The organism is Sulfurimonas sp. (assembly GCF_041563035.1).
In the GTDB taxonomy this organism is placed as follows: domain Bacteria; phylum Campylobacterota; class Campylobacteria; order Campylobacterales; family Sulfurimonadaceae; genus Sulfurimonas.
Genome location: NZ_JBFFNS010000001.1, coordinates 292,570 through 305,391 on the forward strand (window position 1 = coordinate 292,570; position 12,822 = coordinate 305,391).

Annotated in this window: 12 protein-coding genes; 7 read left to right on the forward strand and 5 right to left on the reverse strand. The window is 31.4% G+C overall.

What is annotated here, in order from left to right; genetic code table 11:
- From ABZC13_RS01395 to ABZC13_RS01425, 7 genes are all read left to right on the forward strand, one after another.
- Positions 1-879 (forward strand): dTDP-4-dehydrorhamnose reductase family protein, encoded by an 879-nt coding sequence (locus ABZC13_RS01395; RefSeq protein WP_372998894.1) that lies wholly within the window; start codon positions 1-3, stop codon positions 877-879.
- Positions 869-2,074, forward strand: a complete 1,206-nt coding sequence (locus ABZC13_RS01400) for a glycosyltransferase family 4 protein (protein WP_372998897.1) — start codon at positions 869-871, stop codon at positions 2,072-2,074. The genes ABZC13_RS01395 and ABZC13_RS01400 overlap by 11 nt, the downstream gene beginning before the upstream one ends.
- Positions 2,075-2,078: 4 nt before the next feature.
- Entirely contained in the window at positions 2,079-2,936 is an 858-nt protein-coding gene (locus ABZC13_RS01405; RefSeq protein WP_372998900.1) for an NAD-dependent epimerase/dehydratase family protein, read from the forward strand.
- Positions 2,933-3,895, forward strand: coding sequence for a glycosyltransferase family 4 protein (locus ABZC13_RS01410; protein ID WP_372998903.1), 963 nt, complete (start codon positions 2,933-2,935; stop codon positions 3,893-3,895). Before ABZC13_RS01405 ends, ABZC13_RS01410 begins: the two co-directional genes overlap by 4 nt.
- Before the next feature lie 53 nt (positions 3,896-3,948).
- Positions 3,949-5,676: a UDP-N-acetylglucosamine 4,6-dehydratase (configuration-retaining) gene (pglF, locus tag ABZC13_RS01415; RefSeq protein WP_372998906.1), complete on the forward strand. Its 1,728-nt coding sequence runs from the start codon at positions 3,949-3,951 to the stop codon at positions 5,674-5,676.
- 20 nt (positions 5,677-5,696) lie between these two features.
- Positions 5,697-6,443: a Wzz/FepE/Etk N-terminal domain-containing protein gene (locus ABZC13_RS01420; RefSeq protein WP_372998909.1), complete on the forward strand. Its 747-nt coding sequence runs from the start codon at positions 5,697-5,699 to the stop codon at positions 6,441-6,443.
- A 90-nt stretch (positions 6,444-6,533) separates the two neighbouring features.
- Positions 6,534-6,785 (forward strand): ComEA family DNA-binding protein, encoded by a 252-nt coding sequence (locus tag ABZC13_RS01425; protein WP_372998912.1) that lies wholly within the window; start codon positions 6,534-6,536, stop codon positions 6,783-6,785.
- A 29-nt stretch (positions 6,786-6,814) separates the two neighbouring features.
- Here ABZC13_RS01425 and ABZC13_RS01430 read toward each other — a convergent pair whose 3' ends face one another.
- Genes ABZC13_RS01430 through carB form a run of 5 tightly spaced genes read right to left on the reverse strand, consistent with a single transcriptional unit; the run spans position 6,815 to position 12,684 of the window.
- Entirely contained in the window at positions 6,815-7,993 is a 1,179-nt protein-coding gene (locus ABZC13_RS01430) for a glutathionylspermidine synthase family protein (protein ID WP_372998915.1), read from the reverse strand.
- Positions 7,990-8,556, reverse strand: coding sequence for a hypothetical protein (locus tag ABZC13_RS01435; protein ID WP_372998918.1), 567 nt, complete (start codon positions 8,554-8,556; stop codon positions 7,990-7,992). Before ABZC13_RS01435 ends, ABZC13_RS01430 begins: the two co-directional genes overlap by 4 nt.
- Positions 8,553-8,996, reverse strand: coding sequence for a hypothetical protein (locus ABZC13_RS01440; protein ID WP_372998921.1), 444 nt, complete (start codon positions 8,994-8,996; stop codon positions 8,553-8,555). Before ABZC13_RS01440 ends, ABZC13_RS01435 begins: the two co-directional genes overlap by 4 nt.
- Positions 8,993-9,466, reverse strand: coding sequence for a hypothetical protein (locus tag ABZC13_RS01445; protein WP_372998924.1), 474 nt, complete (start codon positions 9,464-9,466; stop codon positions 8,993-8,995). The genes ABZC13_RS01440 and ABZC13_RS01445 overlap by 4 nt, the downstream gene beginning before the upstream one ends.
- Positions 9,427-12,684, reverse strand: coding sequence for a carbamoyl-phosphate synthase large subunit (carB, locus tag ABZC13_RS01450; RefSeq protein ID WP_372998927.1), 3,258 nt, complete (start codon positions 12,682-12,684; stop codon positions 9,427-9,429). The genes ABZC13_RS01445 and carB overlap by 40 nt, the downstream gene beginning before the upstream one ends.
- Between the last annotated feature and the right edge of the window lie 138 nt (positions 12,685-12,822).

Genomic DNA, 12,822 nt, shown 5'->3' on the forward strand with positions numbered 1-12,822 from the left:
ATGAAAAAAAGAGTTTTAGTACTTGGTTCTACAGGGATGCTTGGGCACCAGGTAGTAAATTATTTTTTACAATTTAATGAGTATGAAGTTATTGATATTTCATTCAAAAATAAATTTAGAGAAGAAACAATTATTTTAGACGTTACAAATCAAGCTTTATTTTCTGACACTATTGTTAAAATTAATCCAGACTATATTATTAACTGTATTGGTATATTAATAAGTGACGCAAATAGTAATGTTTCTAATGCTATTTATATTAATGCATATTTACCGTATCAGCTGAAAAATATTGCTAAAAGTATCAATGCTAAATTAATTCATATATCAACAGATTGCGTATTTTCAGGTGAAAAAGGAAAGTATATTGAAACAGATGATAAAGATGGCAAAGATACATACTCAAAAACTAAAGCGTTAGGTGAAATAATTGATGATACTAATATTACATTGAGAACATCTATTATTGGACTAGAGTTAAAAACTAATGGCAAGGGTTTATTTCACTGGTTTATGAAGCAATCTGGATGTATCAATGGCTATACAAAAGCAATCTGGTCTGGTGTTACAACTGTAGAACTGGCTAAAGTAGTAAAGTTGGTAATAGAAAATGAGATAATAGGTTTATATCATGTGACAAATAATACATCTTTAAGTAAAAATGACCTTCTTAAGCTGTTTAAGAAACATACTAAAAAAGATATTGAAATTATTGCTGTAGATGGTAAGAACATTGACAAAAGTTTTATAGATACTAGAAAAGAGATTAACTATGTTATTCCGAGTTATGATGAGATGGTAAAAGAGATGGTAAATTTAATATTAAATAATAAAAAACTTTATTCACAATATAATGAAGAAAGTGCCTGTGAAAAATAAAAAAATTCTAATTGTAACTGAGTATTTTTATCCAGAAGAATTTAAAATAAATGAGATTGCTTTAGGATGGAAAGAAAAAGGTTACGTAGTAGACGTTTTAACTCAAAACCCTACATATCCACTAGGAAAACTTTCTAATGCTTATAGGAATAGTTGGTATTCTAAAGATACATATCAAGGTATAAATATATACAGGGTCAAGGCTGTTACAGGGTACAGGGAAAGTATATTTAAAAAGTTACTAAAGTATTTTACTTTTATGTTTCTAGGAAGTATGATTAGTCTTAGAATTGGTAAAAGATATGACTATATTTTTGGATTTGATATAGGTGCATTAACAGGTATGGTCCCAGCAATTTTATTAAAAAAATTTTATGATAAAAATGTTACTCTATGGATACAGGATGTATGGCCAGATAGTGTTTATGCTTACGGGTTTAAAAAAAGAAAAGTGCTAGGATACTTACTCGACGGTTTTGTGAAATTTGTATATAAAAATAGTTCAAATTTTGCAGTGTCTGGAAAAGGATTTATAAAAAGAGTTAAACCGTATATTCAGAGTAATAAAGAGATAAAATATTTGCCAAACTGGGCTGACGAATTAAATACAGACTTAGTACCATTTGAGTTCTCCAAAGAGAATAAAATTCATTTTACTTTTGCCGGTAATATTGGAAAAGTGCAAAACCTTGACAATATAATAAAGGCATTTGGTAAATTACAAAGTGAATATGTTCAAAAAGTGCAATTAAATATAATTGGTGATGGCTCACATTTACAATGTTTGAATGATTTAGTTGATACAAATAGTTTTAAAAATATAATTTTCTGGGGAAGAAAGCCAAGAGATGAGATGTATAAATATTTTAGTGCAAGTGATTTTTTAATAGTATCTCTAGTAGATAAACCAATATTTTCACTGACTGTTCCAGCAAAAGTACAAACATATATAGCTGCAAAGAGACCAATAATAGCTATAATTAATGGAGATGCTGCGGATATTATAAAAGATAATAATTTGGGTTACTGTGCTAAGCCTAATAGTATCTCAGAAATAAAAAAAGCTTTTGTAAAATGTATAGAAACAGATGAAAAAGAGATAAAAGAATTCACAAAAAATAGTGAGAATCTCACAAATACCATATTTAATAAAGAAAATATTATTAACTCTTTACTTGAGTTATTGGAAAGATAATCTAATGAAAATTTTACTTACAGGTGCATCTGGCTTTGTTGGAAGTTATTTCACAAATAAATACAATAATATACATAACATAAATACTTTTTCGTTTTTAAATGGTATTTTTAAAGAATTAGATTTATCTAATATAGATACAATTGTTCATTTGTCAGCATTAGTTCATCAAATGGGTGGTGCAAGTATGAAAGAATACAAAAAAATAAATGTAACTCAAACTTTAGACTTAGCTCAAAAAGCTAAAAATAGCGGTGTTAAGCATTTTGTTTTTATGAGTACAGTAAAAGTATATGGTGAAGAGACGAATAAAGCTTATACTGAAAATACTATATGTAAGCCACAAGATGATTATGGAAAAACTAAACTAACGGCAGAGTTAGAATTGAAAAAATTAGAAGATAAAAATTTTAAAATTTCTATCATAAGAACACCAATAGTTTACGGATATGGTGTAAATGCAAATATAAAAAATCTTATAAATTTAGTAAACAAGATTCCTGTTTTACCTTTTGGGGAAATAGAGAATAAGAGAAGTATGGTGTATGTTGGTAATTTGTGTCATATGATTGACGTAATTATTCAAAAGCAAGTGAGTGGTGTGTTTTTAGCTTCTGATGATAAGCCTTTGAGTACAACAAGATTAATTGAATTGATAGCAAGGGAGTTAGATCAAAAGGTATATCTGGTTAAAATTTCATTTTTTGAGAGTTTGTTGAAGTTAGTTAAGCCATCTTTTTATAAAAGACTTTATGGTAGTTTAGAAGTGGATAATATTATTACTAAAGAAGTTTTAGAATATGGAAATTTATACAGTGTGGACGATGGGATTAGATTTATGATTAAGGGTACAAGTAAATGATATATGTAATTTTATTTATATTTTCATATGCATTTACTTACTACATAAGAAAAGTAGCCATTAAAAAATCTTTGGTAGACATACCAAATGAAAGAAGTTCTCATACAACACCAACACCACACGGTGGTGGAATTGCTATAGCTATAACCTGGTTTATTGGAATATCATATTTGTATTACATTAACGATATAAATAATTCTTTATATTTTTCATTACTTGTTGGCGTGATAATTTCTGTAGTGTCTTATTTAGATGATTTATATGAATTAAGTGCTAAAGTTAGATTAGTCACACAATTTTTTGTAGCGATGTTAGGTCTGTGGCTCTTAGATGGATTACAGCAAATTGATTTGTTGTTTTTTTCTATTGAAAACCAGATAATTACAAATGTTTTTGCACTTTTTACTATAGTTTGGTTTATTAACCTATATAACTTTTTAGACGGTATAGATGGGTATGCAGGCAGTGAAGCTATTTTTTTAGGACTTGCAGCTTTTTTACTTTTTGGTGGAAGCCATTTTCTTGTCCTTATTTTTGCAGTATTAGGTTTTTTGATTTGGAACTGGCATAAAGCTAAAATATTTATGGGTGATGTTGGTAGTACATTACTGGGGTATAATATTGCTGTTTTTACTATTTATTATGCAAATATAGATAGTTTAAATTTATGGATATGGATAACATTGTTCGGATTGTTTTGGTTCGATGCTACGATAACACTATTGAAAAGATATATAAATGGTGGTAAATTAAGTAAAGCACATAAAAAACATGCTTATCAAAGACTTGTTCAAAGTGGTTGGTCTCATAATAAAGTTGTTATATTTTCAATATTGGTGAACTTTTTACTTTTCTGTTTTATTTATTATATATCAAATGTTTTCATTGCATTTTTATTATCTATTAGCCTTTTATACGTTGTAATTAAGTATATTGATAAGAAAAAGTCTTTTAATTGACATCAAGTATCTTATGTTGTATTATTTGCTTGTAAAAACACACTCGGAGAATTATGAATATTGATAAGCGAATATTAAACTTTTTAGTAATTATAGTATTTACATTTATTACATTTTGGTGGACATTTTTTATATTTCATCAGCCATTTGAATTGTACATAGTAGTTAGTGTTATTATCATCCGTATGATAGCTTCTAGATTTATTTTTGATGATTATTCTCTCTCATGGTCTAAAGCTTCTCAAAAGTCTTTCCTTATAAAAAGTTTCGTATATATAGTGGCATTTTTTATTTACTTACCCGTATTTTACGGTGAAATCAGATTTTCATTTATGGTGTCTGAACTATTTTTATACCTTTTCACCATAAATTTCACTATGTATTTTTACTACTACGTAATAAATAAAAGTCGTATTGAAAAAACAAAGTCAGTTGTTATCTATGGGGCAGGGAGGGCTGGTGTTAAGTTAGAATCAGAATTTTCACACAGTGAATATAGAGTTAAATATTTTGTTGATGATAACAAAAAAATACAAAACCAATCTATAGATGCAATTAAAGTAATTTCAAAAAAAAGATTAAAAAATAGTATAGGTGAAAATAAACTTGATTTACTAGTTATAGCGATGCCATCGGTTTCTAAAGAAGTAACAAAAGAAATATATAATGATTTAAGTAAATATTTTAAAGAGATAAAAATTCTGCCTTCTATGGATGAGATACTTGAGAGTAAAGATCTCTCTACTCAACTAAAAGATATATCAGTTGAAGATTTACTTGCCCGTCATCCTCAAGATTTAGACAAAGAAAAAATAGAGGATTTTATAAAAGATAAGATTATTCTAGTTACAGGTGCCGGTGGAAGTATAGGTAGCGAGATATGTAGACAGTGTGAAAAGTTTGGTGCTAAAAAACTTATACTGCTTGATCATAGTGAATATAATCTTTATTCAATTTCCGAAGAGATTAACAACACAGATACTATTTGTGTAATGCAGAGCGTTGTAAATATAGATTATTTAGATGCTACATTTAAAGCGCATAATCCTGATATTGTAATCCATGCTGCTGCTTATAAGCATGTGCCATTGGTTGAAGCAAATATTCAAGAAGGTATTGTAAATAATATAATAGGTACTAAAAATGTTATAGATACATCTATAAAGTATGGTGTTGAGAAGTTTGTTATGATATCTACAGATAAGGCTGTAAGACCTACTAATGTTATGGGTACTACGAAACGTATATGTGAGCTTTATGCACAAAATTCTAATGGTAGGGGTACGGATATAGTTGCTGTGAGATTTGGAAATGTTCTTGGAAGTAGTGGAAGTGTTATTCCTAAGTTTAAATCTCAAATTGCTAATGGGCAAAATATTACCGTAACGCATCCGGATATTACAAGGTACTTTATGCTTATTCCGGAAGCTTGTGAATTGGTACTTCAAGCCGGAGCTATAGGAACAGGCGGAGAGATATTTATTTTAGATATGGGTGAACCTATAAAGATAGTAAATTTAGCTAAAAAGATGATTGAACTAAGTGGTAACAAAGACATAAAAATAGAATTTACAGGACTTCGTCGAGGAGAAAAGCTCTACGAAGAGCTTTTAATTGACGATAGCGATGCTAAAACTGATTATGATTCCATAACGGTTGCTACTCCGACTTATTATGACATTAATAAACTCAATGCTGATATTGAAAAACTTTTGTCATCAGAAAATAAAATAGTAAAACTAAAAGAGATAGTACCGGAGTTCAATCATCAGCTTAATTAAGTATATAATAAAGGATTAAAATGCAAAAAAATCAACAAAACACACAAAGATATGAAGAAGAAGAGATTGACTTAAAAGAACTATTTAAAACTCTTATGAAGAATAAAATGAAGATAGCATTAATAACATCTATAATTACTATAGGAGCTGTTCTTTATGCTTATACTGCGCCAAAGAGATATGAGGCAAAAGCAGTAGTAAGTGTAGGAAGCATTAAATATAGTAATAATGGTAATGGTAATTTTACATTAGAAAATCCTAATAATTTAGTTAAAAGATTACAAATAAAATATATTGAAAATTCTCCTAAAAATATTTCTTTGGTGAGAAATACAGAGGGATTAGTAGAAATTGTTGTTAACTCTAGTTCCAATAAAGAAGCAAAAAAACGCCTAGATGAAATAGTTACAGCCTTACAAGAAGATCATAAAAAGATAATAAATGATTATAGAGCATTAATTGTAGCAAATATAGAGAATTTAAAATCACAAAAAAAAGAGCTTGAAGATGGCAAAATAAAATTTGAAGGCAGTAAGCAAATTGAGTATGAGTTATTAAGTAAAATAAATGATTTGAACCTTCAAATATCACCTCTAAATATAAATGAAACAAAACTTTTGGGAAATATAACTACAAATAATTATTCAATTCAACCAAAGAAAAAATTAATTGTAACTGTTGCTTTTGTGACAGGTTTGATTTTATCTATCTTCTTTGTTTTTTTTATGGAGTTTATTAATTCTAATAGAAAAGAAGTGAAAGAGTAGTTTTTCTTGCAAATATATGACAATCTGTCATAATTATTGAAAAATATTTATTTTTATTATATACTACTTTAAATTAAAAAAGGAGTTGAAATGAAAATTTTAGCAATGGTTATTTTAGGATTTAGTATATTATTTGGTGCAGTAGATATTAATACCGCGGATAAAGAAGAGTTGATGTCTCTAAAAGGTTTAGGGGATAAGAAAGCGGCTGCTGTTATTGAGTACAGGGCTAAAAATTGTTTTGAGAGTGTTGAAGGCATTACAAAGGTAAAAGGTATTGGCAAAAAATTTATTGAAAAAAATAGAGATAATTTAACTGCAAGTGAGTGTAAGACTAAATAATTGTTAGTATAGCTTAGAGTTTTTCTAAGTTATACTAAGACATGACCCACAAATTTACTCATATTATCCATGATTTCAGAACCTTTTCTAAAACTAAGTCCACAAGACTCATAAGCGAAGAAAACACCGGCTTGGTATTTAGTTCCTTTTTCATCTTTATTAAAATCTACATACTCTTGATAGACTTTTTTGTAGTTATCATAAGGTCCGTCAATTTGCTCAACTACTTTACCATTAGCATCTATAATTTTAGTATTTGCACCTTCTCTGCCAAATACAGCTTTCTCAACCTGTTTAGTACCCTCTAAGGGCTCGAAAGATGTTTTTAAGAGATATGGTGAGTGCGGAAATAGATCACTCATAATTTTCATTATACCTTTTGACTGAAAGAGTAGGGTATATGCAGGATTTAGTATGATAGCTTTTTGGTTTTGCATGATTGTGCTAAGTGTAGTTGCCAGTTCAGGTTCATCACTCCCTATATCTTCCCATGGGAACATCTTGAACCAATATTCATATTGATTGTCATTAGCATCAAAAATTCCATTTTCATCAAACTTTACATTTTGTAAATATTCAAAGCCTGTGTTAAAACCTGCATCTGTAGCCATCTGCTGAAGAAGTCTTGTTGTCGCTTCCTCTTCATCATTACCCTCTACAGATGAGAAAAGTATCTTCCATCCATCATAACGATCTTCAAAAGATGATATATCTTCATCTAAGGTAATCAGTCTTTTAAAGTTTTGACTGATTGCTTCATATACATTATTAAACTGCTTCTCTTCATCCATATTGTTTTGCTTAAGAAGTGCCCATTGAAGAAGAGTAGTCTCAAAAAGAGATGTGGGAGTGTCTGCATTAAACTCTATAAGTTTAATATCTTGACCATCAACTCCACCTGCTAAATCAAAACGACCATATATATGCCAGTGAACATCATTCTCCCAGCTTTTTTTGATTGTCTCTATTAGATTAAAAGGAATTCCTAATTCAAAAAATAGGTTGTTTTCAATAACATATTCGGCAGCCTCTACAAACATATCATATATATTATTTCCAGCTTCATAGTATGCTTCAGCTTCAGTCTGAGTAACCTCTACTAGCTCATCATTTATATATTTAGTGCCGTCACTATCAGTGTGCCAAGTAAAGCCTAGCTCTTCAAGTGTACTATCATCAAGTGCATTTAATTTTTGAAGTTTTATCATCCGCCGTAACTTCTGCTTCCATAAGATGAACTTTTTGAGTTAGTGCCAAAAAAGCTTTTTTTTGAAGTTGAACTTTTAGATGCTCTTGAAGCGGCTGAGCGACTATATGCACTTTTATTTGTACTAGCAGAATTTTTTGAGAAGTTTTTATTGTTCATAAGTGCATTACCGATCATATTTCCAAGTAAAGAACCTGCTGCTACTGCTAAAATTGTTCCTGCTAAGCCCATTCCTGCACTGCCTGCACCGTCTTGAACAGTTTCAGATGTCCCGTTTTGAACTTTTTGGTACTCTTGTTCTGCCAAAGCTTTCATCTCAGCTTCATTCATAAAACGTTCAGTTGTATTGCCGTTAGCATCTTTTTCACGTATGATAGCTCTACTAGGACCTTCAGTTGGCATCTCTTCAACTACGATGTATTTACCGTTAGTCTGTTGCTCTATTACTAAATAACGGTTTTGTTGCTTTTCTTGTGGAGCTTCACATCCACTTAGAACACTCATCATAATTACACCGGCACTACCTAGCGCGACGCCACCTGCTACGCTTGAAATATGTCTCATTTAATTAAATCCTTTTTATTTAGAAATATTGTTTTTTTAAGCTCATAGTCATAAAATGTTATTTTAGCTCTTCCATCGTAGTAAACATCACCTATATAAGTATATTTACTATCTTTATATGTAATATTTTTCTTCATCAATAGCATCTCTCCAAGACCATGACCAATAGTAGGTATTAGAGTAGATAGAGATAGGACAGATAAAAAACCAATAACTATTAGACTAAGCTTTGTATTATTTATATATGTAACTATAAATCCAATTAGAGCACTTACAAGCATATAAATATATATATTTTGATGATCTGCAAATAATATATTGTAGTATAGGTCTATCTCATAAAAATCTATATAGTTTTGTTTTATCCCTAAAAATATAAAAAAATCTAAAAGAAATGTGAAAAAAATACCGGTTAAAAATGCTTGGAAGAATTTTGTCATCTTATCTTTTTCCTTTTTGTATGATTGAGTATATAAAGAGAAGACGAGCTATTCTCGTTTAGCCCATCTTTATTTTCTACTATTATATCAGCTTTTTCTATACAAAAGTCTCTATCGAAATTTTTACCAGATTCATTTGCAGAAGTAGAGTAGTGCCAAAGCTTATCTCTTAATATTTGAGAATCAAGAGAAGTGTCTGCTACTCTAAAAGCTTTGTTTTTTACTATGAAAGTAGTTTTCTTTGATCTACGTACACTGTTTTTATATTTGTCTGGAATTCTATGCCCGGATGCTAAAAGTGTTTTGAAGTTTTTATAGACTTTTATAAATGCTTTGGAAGGTTTTCTAGACTTTACCTCTTGTAATTTTTTATCATCTTGAGATAAGAAACCGACAGTTGTGTCGGTTTGAGTTAGAATGACTTTCACGCTTAAGCGAGAAAGTCTTGTATAGCTTGAGAAGCTGTCCATGAGCCATCACCCATTTCATCTAGTGCCAAGATAAGAGCTCTTGCTGCACTAAGTGTTGTAAAGTATGGAATACTTTTTCTTAAAACTTCTTGACGAATTACTACCGCATCTTTCTTAGAAGTATTGTTGTCTGAAGTGTTGATAGCCATTGCAATCTCATCATTTTTCATACTGTCTTCTATATTTGGACGACCTTCAGATATCTTAAGAACACGTTCACAAGGGATGCCGGCTTCTTCAATAATCAGTTGTGTACCTTTAGTCGCTACAAGTTTAAAGCCATGCCTGTGAAGACCAGAAGCTATCTCTGCTGCATGAACTTTGTCTGTATCTACAAAAGATAGGAAACATATTCCTTCTGTAGGGATATTGTTTCCAGCAGATAGTTGAGCTTTTGCAAAACTTACACCAAAGTTTGAACTGATTCCCATAACTTCACCAGTTGATTTCATCTCAGGAGAAAGAACCAAGTCTGCACCGTAAAGTTTATGGAAAGGGAAAACTGCTTCTTTAACAGAAACATGACCTTTAAGTTTTGGTTTTAGCAGACCGTTTACTTCTTGAACTATGTCATATTTGTCATAATACTCTAGTGCACTTCTAAGAGTTTCCCCAACCATTACGCGAGTTGCAACTTTTGCTAAAGGCATACCAGTTGCTTTAGATACAAAAGGAACAGTTCTAGAAGCTCTAGGATTAACTTCGATTAGATATATTTCATCTTGAAAGATTGCATATTGAACATTCATAAGACCAATAACACCAAGACCAAGTGCTATAGTTTTAGTCTGCTGTTCTACTTTTTCAATCATTTCATCAGATAAGTTTACAGGAGGAAGTGAACAAGCACTGTCTCCAGAATGAATTCCGGCTTCTTCAATATGTTGCATTACTGAACCGATATAAACTTCTTTACCGTCAGAAATAGCATCAACATCTAGCTCAATAGCCTGATCTAAGAACTTGTCTATTAAAACAGGAGCTTCGTTTGAAACGCTTATTGCTAATGCCATATACTCGTTTAACTCTTCATGACTATAAACGATTTTCATACCACGACCGCCAAGAACAAAAGATGGACGAACCAGAACTGGAAAACCAAGTTTCTCAGCAATAGGTCCAGCCTCTTCTTTTTTACGAGCTAAACCATTAGCAGGCTGCTTAAGCCCGTGAGAGTTTACAAAGTTAGAAAACTGTTCTCTATCTTCAGCAAGATCGATTACGGCAGAAGTAGTTCCTATGATATTAGCACCTATTTTAGTAAGCCCGTCTGCAAGTTTTAGAGGAGTCTGTCCACCAAAGTGAACAATGATTCCATCTGGCTCCTCATTTTCAATAACTTCTCTAACATGTTCAAAGTCAATCGGTTCAAAGTAAAGTACATCAGAAGTATCATAGTCAGTAGAAACTGTCTCAGGATTACAGTTGTACATAATACACTCAATATCCATCTCTTGAAGAGCAAAGGCAGCGTGAACACAACAGTAATCAAACTCGATACCTTGACCGATTCTATTTGGACCACCACCTAGGATTAGAACTTTTTTCTTATCACTAACTCTATTTTTAGCAGTTGGAGAAGCTGTAATATTTGTTGTAGAGTAAAGGTATGGCGTAAGAGCTTCAAATTCAGCTGCACAAGTATCAACTTCATTGAACTCTAAAGATACACCTAAAGATTTTCTTTTATCGTAAACTTCATTTTCACTGACATTTTGATTTGAGTTTTTAGCTATTAATTGAGAGATTCTTTTATCTGAAAAACCGTCAACTTTGATTCTTCTCATAAAATCTGCATCAAAAAGAATTTTATCCGTAATCGTTGTCTCAGCTTGAAGAATTTCCTCTAGTTGGTAAAGGAACCATGGATCGATTTGACAAGTATCAAACATCTCTTGGACACTCATACCACGACGGAAACCTTCAGCTACATAAAGAATACGGTCAGCATTTGGACGACGGATTTCATGTTTGACAAATGCATCATCAGCATCTATGGGTTCAAAACCACATAGACCTGTTTCAAGTGAACAAAGAGCTTTTTGCAGGGACTCTTTAAATGTTCTACCTATGGCCATTACTTCACCGACAGACTTCATACTAGTGCTTAGTGTGCTTTGTGCTTCAGGGAATTTTTCAAACGTAAAACGAGGTATCTTTGTTACAACGTAGTCGATTACAGGCTCAAAAGATGCAGGAGTTCCTGTAATGTCATTTGTAATCTCATCAAGTGTATAACCAATAGCTAAAAGTGTTGCTACCTTTGCGATAGGATAACCTGTAGCTTTAGAAGCTAGAGCAGAAGAACGAGATACACGAGGGTTCATTTCGATAACAATCATTCTACCTGTTTTTGGGTCTATTGAGAATTGAACATTGGATCCACCAGTATCAACACCAATCTCTCTTAAGATATCAAAAGAAGCATTACGCATTCTTTGGTACTCTTTGTCAGTTAAAGTAAGGGCAGGTGCTACTGTAATAGAATCACCTGTGTGAACACCCATAGGGTCAAAATTTTCAATAGCACAGACGATGATACAGTTGTCCGCTTTGTCACGAATAACTTCCATCTCATACTCTTTCCAACCAAGCATAGATTCCATAATTTCGATTTCGTTTACAGGAGAAGCTGAGATGCCTTCTTCTGCTAGTTTTTTAAACTCTTCCATATTATATGCTACACCAGAGCCACCACCGGCAAGTGTAAATGAAGCTCTACTAATTACGGGAAAACCAATCTTTTTAACTACTTCAATTGCTTCTTCAACACTGTAAGCATTTTCACTTTTTGGTAAATCCATACCAATCTTTATCATAGCTTCATTAAAAGCTGAACGGTCTTCACCTTTATGAATAGCTTCTGGAGTTGCACCTAAAAATTCTATTCCTTTTAGCATACCTTTTTCATACATGCTAGTAGCTACATTTAGTGCAGTCTGTCCACCCATCGTTGGAAGAATTGCATCTACGTTTTCTTTTTTTATAATCTCAGCGATTACATCTTCTTTGATAGGCTCTATGTAAGTTCTATCAGCAAACTCAGGGTCTGTCATAATAGTCGCAGGGTTAGAGTTGATAAGGACTACGCGATAGCCTTGCTCTTTTAGAGTTTTTACAGCTTGAGTTCCTGAGTAGTCGAATTCACAAGCTTGACCAATAATAATTGGACCTGAACCTATAAGTAAAATAGTTTTAATGTCGGTGCGTTTTGGCATTTTTTACCTTCTGAAATATGTATAAAATAATTTTTTTTATTATAGACAAAAAGCACTTAATATTTGATGAGATGCAGTAGATTTTTAATTTGTAGGAGTACAAATTTTCAAAGAAAATGTGTAAACCTAAAAATTAAA

Bases quoted from the DNA above. Each gene is read 5' to 3' on its own strand.
- ABZC13_RS01395 (WP_372998894.1), top strand. From the start codon at position 1: ATGAAAAAAAGAGTTTTAGTACTTGGTTCTACAGGGATGCTTGGGCAC.
- ABZC13_RS01405 (WP_372998900.1), top strand. From the start codon at position 2,079: ATGAAAATTTTACTTACAGGTGCATCTGGCTTTGTTGGAAGTTATTTC.
- ABZC13_RS01410 (WP_372998903.1), top strand. From the start codon at position 2,933: ATGATATATGTAATTTTATTTATATTTTCATATGCATTTACTTACTAC.
- pglF (WP_372998906.1), top strand. From the start codon at position 3,949: ATGAATATTGATAAGCGAATATTAAACTTTTTAGTAATTATAGTATTT.
- ABZC13_RS01420 (WP_372998909.1), top strand. From the start codon at position 5,697: ATGCAAAAAAATCAACAAAACACACAAAGATATGAAGAAGAAGAGATT.
- ABZC13_RS01425 (WP_372998912.1), top strand. From the start codon at position 6,534: ATGAAAATTTTAGCAATGGTTATTTTAGGATTTAGTATATTATTTGGT.
- ABZC13_RS01430 (WP_372998915.1), bottom strand. From the start codon at position 7,993: ATGATAAAACTTCAAAAATTAAATGCACTTGATGATAGTACACTTGAA.
- ABZC13_RS01435 (WP_372998918.1), bottom strand. From the start codon at position 8,556: ATGAGACATATTTCAAGCGTAGCAGGTGGCGTCGCGCTAGGTAGTGCC.
- ABZC13_RS01440 (WP_372998921.1), bottom strand. From the start codon at position 8,996: ATGACAAAATTCTTCCAAGCATTTTTAACCGGTATTTTTTTCACATTT.
- ABZC13_RS01445 (WP_372998924.1), bottom strand. From the start codon at position 9,466: ATGGACAGCTTCTCAAGCTATACAAGACTTTCTCGCTTAAGCGTGAAA.
- carB (WP_372998927.1), bottom strand. From the start codon at position 12,684: ATGCCAAAACGCACCGACATTAAAACTATTTTACTTATAGGTTCAGGT.